General features: G+C 58.5%; 22 protein-coding genes and 1 tRNA gene. 20 read left to right on the forward strand and 3 right to left on the reverse strand.

What is annotated here, in order from left to right:
* Positions 1-556 precede the first annotated feature (556 nt).
* Positions 557-1,885: a tyrosine-type recombinase/integrase gene (locus tag ACA066_RS05035; protein ID WP_027605406.1), complete on the reverse strand. Its 1,329-nt coding sequence runs from the start codon at positions 1,883-1,885 to the stop codon at positions 557-559.
* 163 nt (positions 1,886-2,048) lie between these two features.
* A tRNA-Leu gene (locus ACA066_RS05040) sits at positions 2,049-2,133 on the reverse strand.
* 107 nt (positions 2,134-2,240) lie between these two features.
* On the opposite strand from ACA066_RS05040, the gene queA reads away from it, so the two are divergent.
* From queA to ACA066_RS05070, 6 genes are all read left to right on the forward strand, one after another.
* A complete protein-coding gene (gene queA, locus ACA066_RS05045; protein ID WP_150710071.1) occupies positions 2,241-3,290 on the forward strand; it encodes a tRNA preQ1(34) S-adenosylmethionine ribosyltransferase-isomerase QueA in 1,050 nt (349 codons plus the stop codon).
* Between the two features lie 14 nt (positions 3,291-3,304).
* Positions 3,305-4,420, forward strand: coding sequence for a tRNA guanosine(34) transglycosylase Tgt (tgt, locus tag ACA066_RS05050; protein ID WP_497699806.1), 1,116 nt, complete (start codon positions 3,305-3,307; stop codon positions 4,418-4,420).
* A gap of 43 nt (positions 4,421-4,463) precedes the next feature.
* Positions 4,464-4,799 (forward strand): preprotein translocase subunit YajC, encoded by a 336-nt coding sequence (gene yajC / locus ACA066_RS05055; RefSeq protein ID WP_007982729.1) that lies wholly within the window; start codon positions 4,464-4,466, stop codon positions 4,797-4,799.
* A gap of 63 nt (positions 4,800-4,862) precedes the next feature.
* Positions 4,863-6,731 carry a protein translocase subunit SecD gene (gene secD, locus ACA066_RS05060; RefSeq protein ID WP_497698378.1) on the forward strand — a complete coding sequence of 623 codons (1,869 nt, stop codon included), beginning with the start codon at positions 4,863-4,865 and terminating at the stop codon, positions 6,729-6,731.
* 9 nt (positions 6,732-6,740) lie between these two features.
* Positions 6,741-7,655, forward strand: coding sequence for a protein translocase subunit SecF (gene secF / locus ACA066_RS05065; protein ID WP_497698379.1), 915 nt, complete (start codon positions 6,741-6,743; stop codon positions 7,653-7,655).
* Between the two features lie 119 nt (positions 7,656-7,774).
* Positions 7,775-8,323 carry a glycine zipper 2TM domain-containing protein gene (locus ACA066_RS05070; protein WP_064392076.1) on the forward strand — a complete coding sequence of 183 codons (549 nt, stop codon included), beginning with the start codon at positions 7,775-7,777 and terminating at the stop codon, positions 8,321-8,323.
* Positions 8,324-8,568: 245 nt separating this feature from the next.
* Here the strand turns inward: ACA066_RS05070 and suhB are convergent, their stop codons facing one another.
* A complete protein-coding gene (gene suhB, locus ACA066_RS05075) occupies positions 8,569-9,387 on the reverse strand; it encodes a type III secretion system regulator SuhB (RefSeq protein WP_008014726.1) in 819 nt (272 codons plus the stop codon).
* 145 nt (positions 9,388-9,532) lie between these two features.
* Here suhB and trmJ point away from each other — a divergent pair, with 145 nt between their 5' ends.
* The 14 genes from trmJ (at position 9,533) to ACA066_RS05145 (ending at position 20,403) form a co-directional block, all read left to right on the forward strand.
* The gene (trmJ, locus tag ACA066_RS05080; RefSeq protein WP_084320775.1) at positions 9,533-10,303 is read left to right on the forward strand and encodes a tRNA (cytosine(32)/uridine(32)-2'-O)-methyltransferase TrmJ; all 771 of its coding nucleotides are present in this window, start codon (positions 9,533-9,535) and stop codon (positions 10,301-10,303) included.
* A 2-nt stretch (positions 10,304-10,305) separates the two neighbouring features.
* Positions 10,306-11,082, forward strand: a complete 777-nt coding sequence (gene cysE / locus ACA066_RS05085; RefSeq protein WP_150710065.1) for a serine O-acetyltransferase — start codon at positions 10,306-10,308, stop codon at positions 11,080-11,082.
* A 239-nt stretch (positions 11,083-11,321) separates the two neighbouring features.
* Entirely contained in the window at positions 11,322-11,813 is a 492-nt protein-coding gene (gene iscR / locus ACA066_RS05090) for a Fe-S cluster assembly transcriptional regulator IscR (protein WP_007903581.1), read from the forward strand.
* Between the two features lie 50 nt (positions 11,814-11,863).
* Complete coding sequence (locus tag ACA066_RS05095) at positions 11,864-13,078, forward strand: IscS subfamily cysteine desulfurase (protein WP_497698380.1); 1,215 nt, start codon at positions 11,864-11,866, stop codon at positions 13,076-13,078.
* 85 nt (positions 13,079-13,163) lie between these two features.
* Positions 13,164-13,550 (forward strand): Fe-S cluster assembly scaffold IscU, encoded by a 387-nt coding sequence (gene iscU / locus ACA066_RS05100; RefSeq protein ID WP_003443374.1) that lies wholly within the window; start codon positions 13,164-13,166, stop codon positions 13,548-13,550.
* Positions 13,551-13,577: 27 nt separating this feature from the next.
* On the forward strand, positions 13,578-13,901 hold the full coding sequence (gene iscA, locus ACA066_RS05105) for an iron-sulfur cluster assembly protein IscA (protein WP_007903589.1): 324 nt from the start codon (positions 13,578-13,580) through the stop codon (positions 13,899-13,901).
* Positions 13,902-13,909: 8 nt separating this feature from the next.
* Entirely contained in the window at positions 13,910-14,431 is a 522-nt protein-coding gene (gene hscB / locus ACA066_RS05110; RefSeq protein ID WP_497698381.1) for a co-chaperone HscB, read from the forward strand.
* Positions 14,432-14,482: 51 nt separating this feature from the next.
* Entirely contained in the window at positions 14,483-16,348 is a 1,866-nt protein-coding gene (gene hscA, locus ACA066_RS05115; RefSeq protein WP_497698382.1) for a Fe-S protein assembly chaperone HscA, read from the forward strand.
* The gene (fdx, locus tag ACA066_RS05120; RefSeq protein WP_497698383.1) at positions 16,348-16,689 is read left to right on the forward strand and encodes an ISC system 2Fe-2S type ferredoxin; all 342 of its coding nucleotides are present in this window, start codon (positions 16,348-16,350) and stop codon (positions 16,687-16,689) included. The genes hscA and fdx overlap by 1 nt, the downstream gene beginning before the upstream one ends.
* Before the next feature lie 14 nt (positions 16,690-16,703).
* Positions 16,704-16,904, forward strand: a complete 201-nt coding sequence (gene iscX / locus ACA066_RS05125) for a Fe-S cluster assembly protein IscX (RefSeq protein ID WP_008147746.1) — start codon at positions 16,704-16,706, stop codon at positions 16,902-16,904.
* A 92-nt stretch (positions 16,905-16,996) separates the two neighbouring features.
* Complete coding sequence (gene ndk / locus ACA066_RS05130) at positions 16,997-17,422, forward strand: nucleoside-diphosphate kinase (RefSeq protein ID WP_007916882.1); 426 nt, start codon at positions 16,997-16,999, stop codon at positions 17,420-17,422.
* A gap of 28 nt (positions 17,423-17,450) precedes the next feature.
* Positions 17,451-18,593 (forward strand): dual-specificity RNA methyltransferase RlmN, encoded by a 1,143-nt coding sequence (gene rlmN / locus ACA066_RS05135; protein ID WP_497698384.1) that lies wholly within the window; start codon positions 17,451-17,453, stop codon positions 18,591-18,593.
* Between the two features lie 17 nt (positions 18,594-18,610).
* The gene (gene pilW / locus ACA066_RS05140) at positions 18,611-19,369 is read left to right on the forward strand and encodes a type IV pilus biogenesis/stability protein PilW (protein ID WP_084320782.1); all 759 of its coding nucleotides are present in this window, start codon (positions 18,611-18,613) and stop codon (positions 19,367-19,369) included.
* The gene (locus tag ACA066_RS05145) at positions 19,369-20,403 is read left to right on the forward strand and encodes a RodZ domain-containing protein (RefSeq protein WP_497698385.1); all 1,035 of its coding nucleotides are present in this window, start codon (positions 19,369-19,371) and stop codon (positions 20,401-20,403) included. Before pilW ends, ACA066_RS05145 begins: the two co-directional genes overlap by 1 nt.

Consider the following 20,403-nt stretch of genomic DNA (forward strand, 5'->3'; position numbering starts at 1 on the left):
CGTCTCTTTCCGGAAGAAAGAGACGGGCGCAGGTTGGCGCAATGAAATGGCCAAGCGGATAGGTTGCTGCAGGGCAGCTACGAAGGGGTGTGAGTTGCCGCAGTGGGCACTCTGGTAGAAGTAGGCATCCATCACATCGCTGTGACTGTGCGAGCCGCCGGACGCTCATCGCACTTTGGGAGAACCACCACGGTGTGGCGTAGCCTTAAAGGTTCTGGCTACCTGAGTTGCTGTCAACGACAGCGCTTTGCCCGATCTTTTTTACGCCTGTGGATAATTCGGGTCAAGGCTCGAATTATCCGGAGTTCTGCGGCGGTGGGTGAAATTATCCACCGGTGGAAATCAGTAGTTTTCCACAGACAGCTGTATGGGCTTTAGATTTTTTAAGTGAGGTCCATCCAAGCAGGGCGGCTTTGCAGCCCTGTTTGGATGGACCCGCGTGGAAGGCTGGGCTGTGGAGATCTCACCGACTTACCAGTGTTGGAATGCGCCACGGTAGTTTTGCAAGGCGATGATGTTGTCGTCGACCGGGTCGAATTGGTGAGGCGTCACGTGATCACTGAGTCGCCGTTGAGTCTGTCTCGATAGGCAACTTTTGGAGGTGATCATCTTTGTGTGCATGGGATGCTGTTAGAGGCGGTGCAGAAGGGCGTGCGAGGAACTGATTAACGCGAGTATCAAATTGATCGCGAAGGTTGGCTGTAATGCCTTCTTTGAGGGCGTCGAGATAGTCTGCATACCACTGCATCATGATCCGACGTTGCGGCAGGTATAGGGCTTGATTGTACTCGCCAGAGATGCCGCCCTCGACGTGAGCCAGCTGGCTTTCGACATGGTCCTTCAGCCAGCCATGTTCGCGCAGCAGCGTGCTTGCGGTATGACGAGTGCCATGGCTGACGAGTCGTCCTTTATAGCCGATCTTGGCGAACACCAGGTTGATCGTGTTTTCACTGATGACTGGCTGCTTTTCACCATTGCCTGGGAATAGATACCGACTGCGGCCAGTGCTTTGGTTCAGTTTGGTAAGCATGGCGATCAACTGATGAGGTAGAGGGCTGACGTAGTCTCTGCGCATCTTCATGCGGGCGGCCGGGATGGTCCATATCCCTTCCTCAAAATCGATTTCCTCCCATTTTGCGTAGCGAACCATGCCGGGGCGGCTCGCTGTCAGAATTGTCATCCATGATGCAATCCTCGCTGGTAGCCGGCTGGTGGTCTTGCTTAAGGCCCGGAGAAACTCAGGTAGTTCGTGTTCGTGCAGATGTGGGTAGTGTTGAGTGGGCGGTGGGGCTATCGCAATGGCATGGAGTTCGGAGGCTGGATTGTGTTCGCACAGGCCGCGTGCAATGGCTTGACTGAAAATCTGTTTCAGCCAGGTCCGGGTCTTGTCCGCAACATTGAAGGCGCCTCGTTTTTCGATGCAGGCCTGCAGTTTTGCGCAGTCGCTTCGCGTGATGAGCTCCAGTTGCTTCTCGCCGAGAGCGGGCAGTAGATCCTTATCGAGATAGTCGCGGATCTTCTTCAGCGTCGCGCTGCTGCGGCCGGAGTCCGATTTGAATTGGTACCAGTACTCCGCGGCTCGCCTGAAGGTGTTGAGCCCGGCCTCCTGCTGTCGCAGTTTGTCATCGCGGCGTTTGGCGCCGGGGTTGGTGCCTTGCTTGAGTAGGTTGCGGCATTCTGCAGCTCGTTCACGGGCTTCCTGCAAGGAGATATGCGGATACACACCCAGTGACATGCGCGCCGCCCGCCCCTGATAGGTGTACCGGAAGTGCCAATACTTGCTGCCGTTGGGTTTCACCAGCAAGGCAAGACCCGAACTATCACTCAACGTGAACGGTCTGTCGGCAGGCTTGGACGCTTTGATTTGCAAGGCGGTCAATGGCATCGCTGTACACCTCCGGTTCTCGAACTGGAATATGTACAGAAAATGTACCAAAAAGAGGCTGGCTTGCAAGAGATGGGGGTGGAACCCCAGAGACCAAAAAGCCCGCAGTTAGCGGGCTCTAGGGGTGTTACGTAGACGCTGGTAGTCGTCTATGTACTGCAAATGGTGCCCCGAGGGAGACTCGAACTCCCACTCCTTTCGAAAACGGATTTTGAATCCGCCGCGTCTACCAATTCCGCCATCAGGGCTCAATGGCGGCGAAGTATAGAGATGAGATAACCGTCGGTCAATCAGGTACATGGAGAATTTTCACTATTTCCGCTAGACTTCCGGGCCCTGCTAGACGAACCCCATCATGCGCGTTGCTGACTTTACTTTCGAACTCCCTGATTCGCTGATTGCTCGCCACCCTTTGGCCGAGCGTCGCAACAGTCGCCTGTTGACCCTTGATGGGGTCAGCGGCGCCCTGGCACACCGTCAGTTCACTGATTTGCTTGAGCATTTGCGCCCGGGCGATTTGATGGTGTTCAACAATACCCGGGTGATTCCGGCGCGGCTGTTTGGCCAGAAGGCTTCCGGCGGCAAGCTGGAAATCCTGGTGGAGCGGGTGCTCGACAGTCATCGCGTGCTGGCCCATGTGCGGTCCAGCAAGTCGCCGAAGCCGGGTTCGAAGATCCTGATCGATGGCGGTGGCGAGGCCGAGATGCTGGCGCGTCACGATGCGTTGTTCGAGCTGGGGTTTGCCGAAGAGGTGTTGCCGCTGCTCGATCGCGTCGGGCACATGCCGTTGCCTCCTTATATAGACCGCCCGGATGAAGGCTCGGACCGCGAGCGTTATCAGACGGTGTACGCCGAGCGCCTGGGCGCGGTGGCGGCGCCGACGGCGGGGCTGCATTTCGATCAGCCGCTGATGGAGGCGATTGCCGCCAAGGGCGTCGAGACCGCGTTCGTGACCTTGCACGTGGGGGCGGGCACGTTCCAGCCGGTGCGCGTCGAGAAGATCGAAGATCACCACATGCACAGTGAGTGGCTGGAAGTCGGTCAGGACGTGGTCGATGCCGTCGCCGCTTGCCGCGCTCGCGGTGGTCGCGTGGTGGCCGTGGGGACCACCAGCGTGCGTTCGCTGGAAAGTGCCGCGCGCGATGGCGTGCTCAAGCCATTCAGTGGCGACACCGATATCTTTATCTACCCGGGCCGGCCGTTTCATGTGGTCGATGCCCTGGTCACCAACTTCCATTTGCCCGAATCCACGCTGTTGATGCTGGTTTCGGCGTTCGCCGGTTATCCCGAAGCCATGGCCGCTTACAAAGCCGCCGTCGAGCATCAATACCGCTTTTTCAGCTACGGTGATGCGATGTTTATCACCCGTAATCCCGCGCCACGTGGCCCTGAGGACAAAGAATGAGTCGCCAAAGTCGTATGTCGTTTGAGTTGCTTGCTAGTGACGGCAAGGCTCGTCGCGGTCGTTTGACCTTCCCGCGCGGTACCGTCGAGACCCCGGCGTTCATGCCGGTCGGTACTTACGGCACCGTGAAAGGCATGCTGCCGCGGGACATCACCGCGACCGGCGCGGAAATCATTCTGGGCAACACCTTCCACTTGTGGCTGCGTCCTGGCACCGAAGTGATCAAGAAACACGGCGACCTGCACGATTTCATGCAGTGGAAAGGCCCGATTCTGACTGACTCTGGCGGTTTCCAGGTGTTCAGCCTGGGCGCCATGCGCAAGATCAAGGAGGAGGGCGTGACCTTCGCCTCTCCGGTCGACGGCGCCAAAGTGTTCATGGGGCCGGAGGAGTCGATGCAGGTCCAGCGTGATTTGGGCTCGGACATCGTGATGATTTTCGACGAGTGCACGCCGTACCCGGCTGACGAAGACGTCGCGCGGGTATCGATGGAGCTGTCGTTGCGCTGGGCTCAGCGTTCGAAAAATGCCCATGGCGACAACACGGCGGCGCTGTTCGGTATCGTTCAGGGCGGCATGCACCAGGATTTGCGCATGCGTTCGCTGGAAGGCCTCGACAAGATCGGCTTCGATGGCCTGGCCATTGGCGGTCTGTCGGTGGGCGAGCCGAAGCACGAGATGATCAAGGTGCTGGATTATTTGCCGGGTCAGATGCCGGCTGACAAACCTCGTTACCTTATGGGCGTTGGCAAACCGGAAGATCTGGTTGAGGGTGTGCGCCGCGGTGTGGACATGTTCGATTGCGTGATGCCAACCCGTAATGCCCGCAATGGGCATCTGTTCATTGATACTGGCGTGCTGAAGATCCGTAACGCGTTCCATCGCCATGATGATTCGCCGCTCGATCCGACCTGCGATTGCTATACCTGCCAGAACTTCTCCCGCGCTTATCTGCATCACCTGGACAAGTGCGGCGAAATGCTGGGAAGCATGCTCAATACCATCCATAACTTGCGTCATTATCAAGTGCTTATGGCTGGTTTGCGCGAGGCTATTCAACAGGGTACATTGGCCGCCTTTGTCGATGCCTTCTACGCCAAACGCGGGTTACCTGTTCCGCCTTTGGACTGAGTTTCCTGACCCCAAGATTCAACATTTGCAACTGGAGTGCTAAATGAGCTTTTTTATCTCGAATGCCATGGCTGACGCTGCTGCACCTGCTGCAGGCCCAATGGGTGGCGGTTTTGAGTGGATTTTCCTGGTCGGTTTCCTGGTCATCTTCTACCTGATGATCTGGCGTCCACAGGCCAAGCGCGCCAAAGAGCAGAAGAACCTGCTGAGCAGCCTGCAGAAAGGCGACGAAGTTGTGACCACCGGCGGCATCGCCGGCAAGATCACTAAAGTGGCTGACGATTTCGTGGTGCTGGAAGTGTCCGACACCGTCGAAATGAAGTTCCAGAAAGGCGCCATTGCCGCCACGCTGCCAAAAGGCACGCTGAAAGCGATCTAAGTTTCAACTTCTACTCAATCGACGGGGCGCGCAAGGCGCCCCGCGTCATAAGCGGGCGGCGTGATGCTGAACAAATACCCTCTGTGGAAATACATTCTGATCCTGGCGGTGCTGGCGGTCGGTCTGATTTATTCCGCTCCCAATTTATATCCTGATGACCCGGCCATTCAGGTCAGCGGCGCAAGCACTGCGCTGCAGGTTACTCAGGCTGATCTGGATCGTGTGAGCGCAGCGCTCAAGGCATCCGGGATCGAAGTCAAGGCTGCCACTTTGGCAGAGAGCGGCAAGGGCGGTCTTATCCGTCTCGCCAAGGCTGGCGATCAGCTGCCAGCCAAGGATGTCGTACGCAAGGCATTGGGTGATGACTACGTCGTTGCACTGAACCTGGCGCAAACTACCCCGCAATGGCTGCGCAACCTGGGCGCGCACCCGATGAAGCTGGGTCTGGACTTGTCCGGTGGTGTGCACTTCCTGCTCGAAGTGGACATGGACAAAGCCCTCGATGCACGCTTGAAAGTGTACGAAGGCGATGTGAAGAGCCTGTTGCGTAAAGAGAAACTGCGCTATCGCAGCCTGCCGCAAATCGACGGTGCCATTCAGCTGGGTTTCAGTGATGAAGCTTCCCGCGAACAGGCCCGCGCACTGATCCGCAAGAACTTCAACGATTTTGACATTGTTCCGGCCGACCTCAATGGTCAGGCGGTGCTGCGTCTGGCGATGACCCCGGCCAAGCTGGCGGAAATCCGCGAATACTCCATCAAGCAGAACTTGACCACGGTACGTAACCGCGTCAACGAGCTGGGTGTTGCCGAACCGATCGTTCAGCGTCAGGGCGCCAACCGCATCGTGGTTGAGCTGCCGGGCGTGCAAGACACCGCAGAAGCCAAGCGTATCCTCGGCAAGACGGCCAACCTTGAGTTCCGTCTGGCGGCTGAACCTGGTGCATCGAAAGCCACTTCCGAAAGCTTTGAATTCCGTGAAGGCAATCGTCCACCGGCACTGATCGAGCGCGGTCTGATCATCACGGGTGACCAGGTCACCGATGCCAAAGCTGGCTTCGGTGAGCAAGGCACGCCGGAAGTGAACATCCGTCTGGATGGTCACGGTGGCGAGCTGATGAGTCGTGCGACTCGCAGCAACGTCGGTCGCAGCATGGCGGTGATTTTCATCGAGCAACGTCCGGTCACCACTTACGTCAAGCAAGTGGTTAACGGCGTCGAGAAAGACGTACCGGTTCAGACCTTCAAGGAAGAGAAGAAGATCATCAGCCTGGCGACCATCCAGTCGCCGCTGGGTGCTCAATTCCGCATCACTGGCCTGAACGGTCAGGGCGAGTCGTCCGAACTCGCGCTGTTGCTGCGTGCCGGTGGTCTGGCTGCACCGATGTACTTCGCTGAAGAGCGCACCATTGGCCCGAGCCTGGGTGCCGACAACATCGTCAAGGGTGTCGATGCATCGCTGTGGGGCATGCTGTTTGTCTCGCTGTTCATCATCGCCATCTACCGTTTCTTCGGCATCATCGCCACCGTCGCGCTGACGGTGAACATGGTGATGCTGCTGGCCCTGATGTCGCTGCTGGGTGCAACGCTGACCCTGCCGGGTATCGCCGGTATCGTATTGACCATGGGTATGGCGGTCGACGCCAACGTACTGATCTTCTCGCGGATTCGTGAAGAGATCGCGGCGGGCATGACCGTACAACGGGCAATCAACGAAGGCTTCGGCCGGGCATTTACTGCGATTCTCGACGCCAACCTGACAACACTGTTGGTCGGCGGGATTCTCTTTGCCATGGGCACCGGCCCGGTCAAAGGCTTCGCAGTGACCATGTCCCTCGGGATCTTTACCTCGATGTTCACGGCCATCATGGTGACCCGCGCGATGGTCAACCTGATCTTCGGCGGTCGTGACTTCAAGAAGTTGTGGATTTAAGGGGCTGCCATGTTACGTACAATCAACTTCATGGGCGTTCGCAACGTTGCGTTCGGCGTCACATTGTTCCTTACTGCGCTGGCCTTGTTCAGCGTCGCCACCAAGGGCATGAACTGGGGCCTGGACTTCACCGGCGGTACGCTCATCGAGCTGACCTACGAGCGTCCGGCCGATGTCACCAAGGTGCGTGAGCAACTGGCCACTTCGGGTTATCACGATGCAATCGTGCAGAGCTTCGGTGCAACCACCGATTTGCTCGTGCGCATGCCGGGTGAAGACCCGCAGCTGGGCCATCAGGTAGCAGATGCGCTGCTGAAGGTCGGCGGCGACAACCCTGCGTCGGTCAAGCGCGTCGAGTTCGTCGGCCCGCAGGTCGGTGAAGAGCTGCGCGACCAGGGCGGCCTCGGCATGCTGATGGCGCTGGGCGGTATTCTGATCTACCTGGCTTTCCGCTTTCAGTGGAAGTTTGCGGTCGGTGCGATCGTTTCGCTGATCCACGACGTGATCGTGACCATCGGCATCCTGTCGTTCTTCCAGATCACCTTCGACCTGACAGTATTGGCGGCGGTGCTGGCGATTATTGGTTACTCGCTCAACGACACCATCGTGGTATTCGACCGGGTTCGTGAGAACTTCCGTGTGCTGCGCAAGGCCAGTCTGATCGAGAACATCAACATCTCGACCACGCAAACCCTGCTGCGGACCATGGCGACTTCGATCTCCACGTTGCTGGCGATCGCGGCACTGCTGTTCTTCGGCGGCGACAACCTGTTCGGCTTCTCCATCGCCCTGTTCATCGGTGTTCTGGCGGGTACTTACTCGTCGATCTATATCGCGAACGTAGTGCTGATCTGGCTGAACCTGAGCACCGAGGATCTGATTCCGCCGGTGGTGACCGACAAAGAGGTCGACGACCGCCCTTGAAGGAAAATTCCTCCAGCGGCGTAGTCCAAAAAGGCGCGAGTTGAACTCGCGCCTTTTTTTATGCTCCAAGGCTGGGAGAAGCGCGGACATGTTCCGCGGGTGATGGTCAGGAGGTTCATGTGAACAAGTCGTTGCTGGTTGGTGCGGTATTGGGTGCTGTCGGTGTGACTGCCGGGGGTGCTGTTGCCACCTACAGCCTGGTTAAAAGCGGCCCTGAGTATGCGCAAGTTCTAGCCGTTGAACCGGTCAAGACACAAATCAAGACGCCACGTGAAGTGTGCAAGGATGTAGCAGTGACACGGCAGGCGCCGGTGAAAGATCAGCACCAGATCGCCGGTACGGTGGTGGGTGCGCTGGCAGGTGGTCTGCTGGGTAACCAGATCGGCGGCGGCACCGGCAAGAAAATTGCCACGGTTGCTGGCGCGGTCGGTGGTGGTTACGCCGGCAACAAGGTTCAGGAAGGCATGCAGGAGCGTGACACCTACACCACGACGCAGACTCGCTGTAATACAGTGAATGACATCAGCGACAAGGTTGTGGGTTATGACGTTCGTTATTCGCTGGATGGCAAGGAAGGCAAGGTGCGGATGGATCGCGATCCGGGCAACCAGATTCCGGTCGACAAGGAAGGCAAACTGATTCTGTCTCAGAACGAGCCGGCTCAGTAAGAAGTTCAGATAAAAAAAGAAGCACCCTGCGGGGTGCTTTTTTGTGCCCGAGATTTATGCCGCACCACCAATCCCCTGTGGGAGCGAGCCTGCTCGCGATAGCGGTGTGTCAGCCTCCATCAATGTTGAATGTGGCTCAGTCATCGCGAGCAGGCTCGCTCCCACATTTGGTTTGTGGTGTTTTTGGGGATGGATTCCAGGCATAAAAAAAGCACCCCGAAGGGTGCTTTTTTGTGGCCGTTCGCTTAGCGCTTCAGCGAGGCCGGCAGGTGCGGCTGGATCGCCGTCAGGACTGCCTTGAAGCACTTGGTGTTACCGGCAACGATGTGGCCTTTCTCAAGGAAATCGTGACCGCCGGTGAAGTCGCTCACCAAGCCGCCGGCTTCCTGGATCAGCAGGGCGCCTGCGGCCATGTCCCATTCGGACAGGCCCGACTCCCAGAATGCATCGAAACGACCGGCGGCTACGTAAGCCAGGTCCAGGCTCGCCGAGCCAGCACGGCGGATGCCGGCGGTCTGGCCAACCAGGGCGCGGAACATGCCCAGATAGTTGTCGAGGTTGTCCATCTGGTCGTCACGGAACGGGAAGCCGGTGCCCAGCAGGGCGCCGTCCAGGCTGGTGCGACCGCTGACGCGCAGGCGACGACCGTTCAGTTGAGCGCCGCGACCACGGCTGGCGGTGAATTCTTCCTGGCGAACCGGGTCCAGAACAACAGCGTGTTCCAGGCGACCGCGGTATTTGCAGGCGATGCTGACAGCGAAGTGAGGAATGCCGCGCAGGAAGTTGGTGGTGCCGTCCAGCGGATCGATGATCCACAGGTATTCTTCGCCTTCGATCCCGGTGCCGGCGTGCATGCCGGTTTCTTCACCCATGATCGAGTGGTTCGGGTAAGCCTTACGCAGCGCGTCGATGATTTTCTGTTCAGCGGCGCGATCAACCTCGGACACGTAATCCTTGGCGTCTTTTTCGTCGACCTTGATGGTATCCAGGCGCTCGATGGAGCGGAAGATCAATTCACTGGCGCTGCGGGCGGCGCGCAGCGCGATATTCAGCATGGGCTGCATGGATGTGTCACCTAAGGTTGTTAAAGAAAGCCGGGCATTCTATCAGAACTTTTCTACAGGTGAAGGTTGGTGTTCGCTTTCATAGCTTAACGGTAGGATGAACTGTAAGATTCTGCCCCCAATTCTGTGTTCGAGAGCGCCTCCCTTGCTGCATAACATTCGTGTCGTCCTGGTGAATACCAGCCACCCCGGCAATATCGGCGGGGCTGCGCGTGCCATGAAGAACATGGGCCTGTCGCGGCTGGTGCTGGTCGAACCGCGTTTGTTCCCGCATCACGAAGCCGATGCTCGTGCCTCCGGCGCCGGGGACATCCTTGAAAACGCGCAAGTCGTCGCCACCTTGGAAGATGCCTTGGTCGGCTGCAATCTGGTGTTGGGCACCAGCGCTCGTGACCGGCGCATTCCCTGGCCGCTGCTCGATCCCCGCGAATGCGGGACGAAAGTGGTCGAGGAGGCGGGGCAGGGCGCGGAAATCGCACTGGTGTTCGGTCGTGAAGATTCCGGCCTGACCAATGAAGAGCTGCAACGATGTCATTATCACGTGCACATCCCATCAGACCCTGAGTTCAGCTCGCTGAACCTTGGGGCGGCGGTGCAGGTGTTGAGCTATGAAGTGCGCATGTCCTGGCTGGCGGCCGAAGGTCAGCCGAGCAAGGTCGAGAAGGAAGAAGTGGCTTCCGTCAAAAGCGCTGAGCTGGCGACCATGGATGAGCTGGAGCGGTTCTATGAACACCTGGAACAAACCCTGGTGGCCATCGAATTCCTCGATCCGGAAAAGCCACGGCACTTGATGGCGCGCCTGCGTCGGTTGTACGGACGAAGCTCGGTCAGCCGGGCGGAAATGAATATATTGCGTGGCATCCTCACGGAAACCCAGAAAGCGGCCCGTGGTGAGCTTCTAAAGCGGAAGGATTAATGATGTTCGAGCGTTTGCGTGAAGATATCCAGAGTGTTTTCCATCGTGACCCGGCGGCGCGTAACGCTTTTGAAGTCCTGACGTGCTACCCGGGCATGCACGCCATCTGGATCCATCGCCTGTCGGCGGCCTTGTGGCGCGCCGAACTGAAATGGCTGGCACGGCTGGTGTCGAATTTCGGACGCTGGTTGACCGGGATCGAGATCCATCCGGGAGCCAAGGTGGGTCGTCGCTTCTTTATTGACCATGGCATGGGCATTGTCATTGGTGAAACTGCAGAGATCGGTAATGACGTCACCCTTTATCAGGGCGTGACGCTCGGTGGCACCAGCTGGAATAAAGGCAAGCGTCACCCGACTCTGGAGGATGGGGTTGTGGTTGGCGCTGGTGCCAAGGTGCTCGGCCCGTTTACCGTTGGTGCGGGGGCCAAGGTTGGCTCCAATGCTGTGGTGACCAAAGCTGTGCCGGCCGGGGCGACAGTGGTCGGCATACCGGGGCGGATCATCGTCAAATCCGATGAAGAGCAGGATGCCAAGCGCAAGGCCATGGCCGAGAAGATCGGTTTCGATGCGTACGGTGTTGGCGAAGACATGCCGGACCCGGTGGCGCGCGCCATCAATCAGTTGCTCGATCATCTGCAGGCAGTTGATGGGCGTCTGGAGGGGATGTGCGGGGCGCTGAAGGATCTGGGCAGCAATTACTGTGCGAAAGATCTGCCTGAGCTGCGCGAAGAAGATTTCGCCTGTGTGAAGGACAAGGATCAGAGTCAGGCCAGCTAAACCGTGCCGGCCCCTTCGCGGGCAAGCCTCGCTCCTACATGGATTGCGCTGATCCTGTAGGAGCGAGGCTTGCCCGCGAAGAACGATAACGCGCAATTGCTGGCTGTAATCGGCCAGCCTTTGCTATGATGCGGCCGCTCTTTTGCGGGTAATCCTGACTAAAGTACTAGGTCTTATAGTTGACTTAAATACTCGGGAATTGCATACTCGCTCCATTCCGAACTCCGTGGTAATTGTCCATGCGACTGACTACAAAAGGCCGATACGCCGTGACCGCCATGCTCGATCTGGCGTTGCACGCGCAGCACGGGCCGGTGTCCCTGGCCGATATCTCCGAGCGCCAAGGCATCTCCCTGTCCTACCTCGAACAGCTTTTCGCCAAATTGCGCCGCAGCAATCTGGTGTCCAGTGTCCGTGGTCCGGGCGGCGGCTACCAGCTGTCCCGCGACATGCAGGGCATCCAGGTTGCCCAGGTGATCGATGCGGTAAACGAATCGGTCGATGCCACCAAGTGCCAGGGCCAGGGCGATTGCCATCAAGGCGACACCTGCCTGACTCACCACTTGTGGTGCGACCTGAGCCTGCAGATTCACGAGTTTCTGAGCGGTATCAGCTTGGCTGATCTTGTCACTCGCCGTGAGGTACAAGAAGTAGCCCAGCGTCAGGACCAGCGCCGTTGCAACAGCAAGGCGCCACGCCTGGACAAGATTGAAGCGTCCGCCGTCGAATGACAGCCAAAGAGCTAGCGGCACGCCAGCCAGCCTGATTTAGGAGATAGTCCATGAAATTGCCGATTTACCTTGATTACTCTGCGACCACCCCGGTTGATCCGCGTGTTGCGCAAAAAATGAGTGAATGCCTGCTGGTCGACGGAAACTTCGGTAACCCGGCGTCCCGTTCCCACGTGTTCGGCTGGAAAGCTGAAGAGTCCGTCGAAAACGCCCGTCGTCAGGTCGCTGACCTGGTCAACGCCGACCCGCGTGAAATCGTCTGGACCTCCGGCGCCACCGAGTCCGACAATCTGGCAATCAAGGGCGCGGCGCATTTCTATGCGACCAAAGGCAAACACCTGATCACCACCAAGATTGAGCACAAGGCTGTCCTCGACACCATGCGCCAACTGGAGCGTGAAGGCTTCGAAGTGACCTATATCGAGCCTCGCACCGATGGTCTGGTTACGCCTGAAATGATCGAAGCAGCACTGCGTGACGACACCATCCTGGTATCGGTCATGCACGTGAACAACGAAATCGGCACCATCAACGACATCGCGGCCATCGGCGAACTGACCCGCTCCAAGGGCATCCTGTTCCACGTCGACGCTGCTCAGTCCACCGGCAAGGTCGAGATCGACCTGCAGAAGCTGAAAGTCGACATGATGTCGTTCTCCGCCCACAAAACCTACGGCCCTAAAGGCATCGGCGCGCTGTACGTCAGCCGCAAGCCGCGTGTTCGCATCGAAGCGACCATGCACGGCGGCGGTCACGAGCGCGGCATGCGTTCCGGCACCCTGGCGACCCACCAGATCGTCGGCATGGGCGAAGCCTTCCGCGTAGCCAAGGAAGACATGGCTGCCGAGAACGTACGCATCAAAGCCCTGAGCGACCGTTTCTTCAAGCAGGTCGAAGACCTGGAAGAGCTGTACGTCAACGGCAGCATGACCGCCCGCGTTCCGCACAACCTGAACCTGAGCTTCAACTACGTTGAAGGCGAGTCGCTGATCATGGCGCTCAAGGATCTGGCGGTTTCGTCCGGTTCGGCTTGCACCTCGGCTTCGCTGGAGCCTTCGTACGTACTGCGCGCCCTGGGCCGCAACGACGAACTGGCACACAGCTCGATCCGTTTCACCTTCGGCCGTTTCACCACCGAAGAAGAAATCGACTACGCCGCGCAGAAAGTCTGCGAGGCCGTTACCAAGCTGCGCACCTTGTCGCCGCTGTGGGACATGTACAAAGACGGTGTCGACATCTCGAAAATCGAGTGGGCGGCACACTGATTTCAAGTCGCCGCAAACCGGCCCTGTAAACCTGAGGTTGGCAGGGCTTCAAGAGCGACTCTCTGATGAGTGAGGATTAAGAATCATGGCTTACAGCGAAAAGGTCATCGACCACTACGAGAACCCGCGCAACGTCGGCAAGATGGACGCGGAAGACCCAGATGTCGGCACCGGCATGGTCGGCGCTCCGGCGTGCGGCGACGTGATGCGCCTGCAGATCAAGGTCAACGAGCAAGGCATCATCGAAGACGCCAAGTTCAAGACCTACGGTTGCGGTTCGGCTATCGCCTCCAGCTCCCTGGCAACCGAGTGGATGAAAGGCAAGACTCTGGATGAAGCGGAGACCATCAAGAACACTCAACTGGCCGAAGAACTGGCCCTGCCGCCAGTGAAAATTCACTGCTCCGTACTTGCTGAAGACGCTATCAAAGCGGCCGTTCGCGACTACAAGCAGAAGAAAGGCTTGATCTGATTTTTGGCGACGAGTAAGGAGTCACCGATGGCTATCAGCATGACAGAAGCGGCTGCTCAACACGTGCGACGCTCCCTCAACGGGCGCGGCAAAGGTGAAGGGATTCGTCTGGGTGTTCGCACCACGGGCTGTTCCGGCCTTGCCTACGTGCTGGAGTTTGTCGACGAGGTGGTTGCAGAGGATCAGGTGTTCGAAAGTCACGGCGAAAAAGTGATCATCGACCCGAAGAGCCTGGCCTACCTGGACGGCACCGAGCTCGATTTCGTCAAGGAAGGGTTGAACGAAGGCTTCAAGTTCAACAACCCCAACGTACGCGGTGAATGTGGCTGCGGCGAAAGCTTCAATATCTGAGGCTACTTGTGGGTACTCCTTGTCATTTCGCTTTATTCGAGCTGCAACCGAGTTTCAATCTGGACCTCGACCAGCTGGCTACGCGCTACCGTGAGTTGGCGCGCAGTGTTCATCCGGACCGTTTTGCGGACGCTTCCGAGCGCGAGCAACGGCTGGCGCTAGAGCAATCCGCGAGCCTCAACGAGGCCTACCAGACGCTCAAAAGTCCCCCGAAGCGCGCGCGATACTTGCTCGCTTTGAACGGTGGCGAGCTGCCGCTGGAGGTCACGGTGCATGATCCGGCGTTTCTCCTGCAGCAGATGGAGCTGCGTGAAGAGCTCGAAGACCTGCAAGACAGCGCCGACATGGCCGGTATTGCAGCGTTCAAGCGCCGCCTGAAAACCGCGCAGGATGAACTGAACCAAAGCTTCGCAGCCTGTTGGAATGACGCAACGCAACGTGAGCAGGCCGAACGCCTGATGCGGCGCATGCAGTTCCTCGACAAGCTCACCTACGAAGTGCGCCAGTTAGAAGAGCGCCTCGACGATTAACCCAGTGCCGCTCCGGTCGCACGCCTGATATACAGATAAGTCCTGATCACGATGGCCCTACTGCAGATCGCCGAACCCGGCCAAAGTCCTCAACCGCACCAGCGTCGTCTGGCTGTGGGGATCGACTTGGGCACTACCAATTCGCTGGTCGCTGCATTGCGCAGTGGTCTTTCCGAGCCTCTGGCCGACGCTGACGGGCAGGTCATCCTGCCGTCTGCCGTGCGCTATCACGCCGATCGCGTCGAAGTCGGCGAATCGGCCAAACTGGCTGCCGCTACCGATCCTTTGAACACCGTGCTGTCGGTCAAGCGCTTGATGGGTCGTGGTCTGTCCGACGTCAAGCAATTGGGCGAGCAACTGCCGTACCGCTTTGTCGGCGGCGAGTCGCACATGCCGTTCATCGAAACCATCCAGGGCCCGAAAAGCCCGGTCGAAGTCTCCGCCGATATCCTGAAAGTGCTGCGTCAGCGCGCGGAAGCGACGTTGGGCGGCGAGCTGGTTGGTGCGGTGATTACCGTTCCGGCCTATTTCGACGACGCTCAGCGTCAAGCCACCAAGGATGCGGCCAAGCTGGCTGGTCTGAACGTGCTGCGTTTACTCAATGAGCCGACCGCTGCTGCCGTGGCTTACGGTCTGGATCAGCACGCTGAAGGTCTGGTTGCCATTTATGACCTGGGTGGCGGCACCTTCGATATTTCGATTCTGCGCCTGACTGGCGGTGTGTTCGAAGTGCTGGCCACTGGCGGCGACAGCGCCCTGGGCGGCGATGACTTCGACCATGCAATCGCTGGCTGGATCATCGAGAGCGCCGGTTTGTCCGCCGACCTCGATCCGGGTGCGCAACGTAATCTGCTGCAAACCGCCTGTGCGGCCAAGGAAGCGCTAACCAATGCTGCGGCTGTTGAAGTCGCTTATGGCGACTGGAAAGCCGAACTGACCCGCGAAGCCTTCAATGCGCTGATCGAGCCGATGGTTGCTCGCAGCCTGAAAGCCTGCCGCCGCGCAGTGCGCGATTCCGGCATCGAGCTGGAAGAAGTGCACGCCGTGGTCATGGTCGGCGGCTCGACCCGCGTACCTCGCGTTCGCGAAGCGGTCGCTGAAGCCTTTGGTCGCCAGCCGCTGACTGAAATCGACCCGGATCAAGTGGTGGCCATCGGTGCCGCGATCCAGGCCGATACGCTGGCCGGTAACAAACGCGATGGTGGCGAACTGCTGTTGCTCGACGTGATTCCGTTGTCCCTGGGGCTGGAAACCATGGGCGGCCTGATGGAGAAGGTGATTCCGCGCAACACCACCATCCCCGTCGCCCGCGCCCAGGACTTCACCACGTACAAAGATGGCCAGTCGGCCATGGCGATTCACGTATTGCAGGGCGAGCGTGAGCTGATCAGCGATTGCCGCTCCCTGGCCCGCTTCGAGTTGCGCGGCATTCCGTCGATGGTGGCGGGTGCGGCGAAGATTCGCGTGACCTTCCAGGTCGACGCCGACGGCTTGCTCAGCGTGTCGGCCCGTGAATTGGGTTCGGGCGTTGAAGCCAGCATTCAGGTCAAGCCGTCCTACGGCCTGACTGACGGCGAAATTGCCAAGATGCTCAAGGATTCGTTCCAGCACGCCAATGACGACAAGGTCGCCCGTGTGCTGCGTGAGCAGCAGGTTGATGCCCGGCGCCTGATCGAAGCGGTGCAAGCCGCTCTCGAGGCCGACGGCGAGCGTTTGCTCGACGCCGAAGAGCGCATGGTCATTGAGCTGCAGATGCAGGAACTGACCGAACTGATGAAAGGTACCGATGGTTACGCCATCGAGCAGCAGACCAAACGTCTGTCGCAAGTGACCGATGCCTTTGCTGCCCGCCGCCTGGACTCGACGGTGAAAGCCGCGCTGGCGGGGCGCAACCTGAATGAAATCGAGGATAATTGATGCCGCAGGTCATTTTTCTGCCACACGAGAAGTTTTGCCCGGATGGCATGGTTGTGGAGGCCGAGACTGGTACGTCCATTCTCGAACTGGCTCATGAGCACCACATCGAGATGGAAAGTGCCTGTGGCGGCGTCTGCGCCTGCACCACCTGCCACTGCATCATCCGCGAAGGTTTTGACTCGCTGGAAGAAGCGGATGAGCTGGAAGAAGACTTTCTTGATCGGGCCTGGGGTCTGGAGGCGCAATCGCGTCTAGGCTGTCAGGCGATCGTCGGGACTGAAGACCTGACCGTCGAGATTCCGAAATACTCGCTCAACCACGCCGCCGAAGCGCCGCACTGATTCAAGGAAGTGACATGAGTCTGAAATGGGTTGATGTGCTGGAAATCGCGATCCAGCTGGCTGAATCCAAGCCGGATGTGGACCCGCGTTACGTAAACTTCGTCGATCTGCACAAATGGGTGCTGGCATTGCCGGAGTTCAGTGATGATCCGACACGCGGTGGCGAGAAGGTGCTTGAAGCCATTCAGGCCGCCTGGATCGAAGAAGCAGACTGAGTCTGCATCGTACGCAGTTAGGCAATACCCAAGAACCCGCGTATAATTCGCGGGTTTAATTTTTCACAAATTACCGTTTCTGGAGTTACACCATGGCTGTTCAACGTACTTTCTCCATCATCAAGCCTGACGCTGTTGCAAAAAACGTCATCGGCGAGATCACCACTCGTTTCGAAAAAGCAGGCCTGCGCGTTGTAGCTTCGAAACTGAAGCAACTGTCCAAAGCCGAAGCTGAAGGCTTCTACGCTGAGCACAGCGCTCGTGGTTTCTTCGGCGACCTGGTTGCTTTCATGATCTCCGGTCCGGTTGTCGTTCAGGTTCTGGAAGGCGAAAACGCTATCGCTCTGAACCGCGAGCTGATGGGCGCTACCAACCCTAAAGAAGCTGCTGCCGGCACCATCCGTGCTGACTTCGCTGATTCCATCGACGCCAACGCTGTACACGGTTCGGACTCCGAAGCCGCTGCTGCTCGCGAAATCTCGTACTTCTTCGCAGCTACTGAAGTAACCACTCGCTAAGCATTGGCTTATGAGTGAAGGTGAATCCATGACTACATCGACTGTAAAAACCAACCTGCTGGGTCTGACTCAACAGGAAATGGAAAAATTCTTCGACTCAATCGGGGAGAAGCGTTTCCGTGCCGGTCAGGTAATGAAATGGATTCACCACCTTGGCGTCGATGATTTCGACGCCATGACGAACGTCAGCAAGGCCTTGCGCGACAAGCTCAAGGCTATTGCCGAAGTTCGCGGTCCTGAAGTCGTCAGCGAGGACATTTCCACCGACGGCACCCGTAAGTGGGTGGTGCGCGTGGCGTCCGGCAGCTGTGTCGAGACCGTTTACATTCCCCAGGGCAAACGCGGCACCTTGTGCGTTTCGTCCCAGGCAGGCTGTGCCCTGGATTGCAGTTTCTGCTCCACCGGCAAGCAAGGTTTCAACAGCAACCTCACCGCCGCCGAAGTCATCGGCCAGGTGTGGATTGCCAATAAATCGTTCGGCAGCATCCCGGCGACTGCCGACCGTGCCATCACCAACGTGGTGATGATGGGCATGGGCGAGCCGCTGCTGAACTTCGACAACGTCGTTGCGGCCATGCATCTGATGATGGACGACCTGGGCTACGGCATTTCCAAGCGCCGTGTGACCCTGTCGACCTCTGGCGTGGTGCCGATGATCGATGAGCTGTCCAAGCACATCGACGTCTCCCTGGCGTTGTCCCTGCACGCACCGAACGACGCATTGCGTAACCAATTGGTGCCGATCAACAAGAAATATCCGCTTAAGATGCTCCTCGAGTCGTGCCAGCGCTACATGTCGTCCCTGGGCGAAAAGCGCGTGCTGACCATCGAGTACACCTTGCTCAAGGACATCAATGACAAGGTCGAGCACGCGGTCGAGATGATCGAGTTGCTCAAGAACATTCCGTGCAAGATCAACCTGATTCCGTTCAACCCGTTCCCGCATTCCGGTTACGAGCGTCCGAGCAACAATGCGATTCGCCGGTTCCAGGATCAGCTTCACCATGCAGGTTTCAATGTCACCGTACGCACCACCCGCGGTGAAGACATCGATGCCGCGTGTGGCCAATTGGTAGGGCAGGTGCTGGATCGCACCCGTCGCAGCGAACGTTATATCGCCGTGCGCGAGTTGAGCGCCGACAGTGATACGGCGCAAAACGCCGCGAAATAACTCAAGAGAGGATCTCTATGTCCCTGCGCTTCGCGCTGCTTGTGCTGTTGGCCAGTCTTTGTACTGGTTGCGTTCTGTCGGGCGATTTCAACCCGATGAAGACCAGCAAGGGCCGCGACGAAGCGCGTGTCGCATACGTGCAGCTGGGGCTGGGTTACTTGCAGCAGGGCATGACCGAGCGCGCCAAAGTCCCGCTGAAAAAGGCTTTGGAGCTGGACAGCTCGGACCCTGACGCCAACGCCGCCTTGGGCCTGGTGTTTCAGGCGGAGATGGAGCCGGAGCTGGCGGACGAGCATTTTCGCAAGGCGCTGTCTTCCCGGTCCAACGATGCACGCATCCTGAATAATTACGGCAGTTTTCTTTTCGAGCAGAAACGTTACAAAGAGGCTTACGAGCGCTTCGAACAGGCCGCCGCCGATACCCTGTATCCTGAGCGTTCACGGGTGTTCGAGAACCTGGGCATGACCGCTTCCAAGCTTGGCCAGCGTGACCTGGCCCGGCAGCAACTGGAAAAAGCCCTTCGTTTGAACCGTCAGCAACCTCGTGCATTGCTGGAAATGGCTGAGTTGTCTTACGAAGACAGGCATTATGTGCCCGCGCGTGACTATTACGACCGTTTTAGCCTGCTCACCGAGCAAAATGCACGTAGTCTATTGCTCGGCGTTCGGCTGGCAAAAGTGTTCGAAGATCGCGACAAGGCCGCCAGTTTTGGCCTGCAACTAAAACGACTCTATCCCGGTACGCCGGAATATCAGCAATACCTGTCGGAGCAATGATGAAAGCGGCGCATCCCGAAGTTGTAGCAGCGAATCGCGTTAACCCCGGTGAGACTTTGCGCCAGGCCCGCGAAAGCAATGGCTGGTCGCTGGCCGAAGTGGCCCTCAAGCTCAACCTCACCGTCAATTCCCTGAGCAATCTGGAAGCCGGCGCTTTCGACAAGCTGCCTGGGCATACCTTTGCCCGCGGTTATATTCGCGCGTACGCCAAATTGCTGGGCATGGACCAGACCGTACTGGTTCAGCAGTTCGACCAATCCACCGGCACCGACTCCCAGGGCAGCAACGTCCACAGCCTGGGTCGCATCGAAGAACCGGTTCGGGTTTCCCACACCATTTTGCGAATCGTCAGCCTGTTGCTGTTGATTGCGGTGATCGGCGGTGGTTTTGTCTGGTGGCAGGATCAGACCTCATTGCGCACCAAAGACCAGGTCAGCCTGAGCCCGGAACACGTTGAAGTCGAAGGCGCCGACGGCACCACCCAGATCCATCCGCTGGACGAGCCGGAAGACCAGGCTGTCGCGGAAGGTCAGGCGGAAGGCACGACGTCGTTGGCATTGCCGCAAGCCGAGAGTTCCACTGAAGAACCGGCCGAAGCTGAAGCCACTGCGCCTGCTGCCGCTCCAACTGCACCGGCGGCCCCAGCGCCTGCTGCATCGACGCACAGCACCGCGCCGGTTGTCGCGACGCCGGTAGCGCCAGCCCCGACGGCACCTGTGGTATCGACCCCGCCTGCGAGCGCTTCGGTCACGCCAACCATTCCCGTTCCAGCAGCGGCTGCGCCGGCTACCGGCCAGGGTCAGGTTCAACTGCAATTCACCGCCGATTGCTGGACACAAGTCACCGACGGCACCGGCAAAGTGCTGCTGAGTGGTCTCAAGCGTAAAGGCGAAAAAGTTACTGTCAGCGGCAAGCCGCCGTTTGCCGTGCGTCTGGGCTTCGCCCGTGGCGCGCAGGTCAGCTACAACGGGCAGGTGGTTGATGTCGCTCCGTTCACCAGTGGCGAGACTGCTCGCCTGAAGTTGGGTCAATAA

The organism is Pseudomonas sp. LBUM1651 (genome assembly GCF_059716135.1).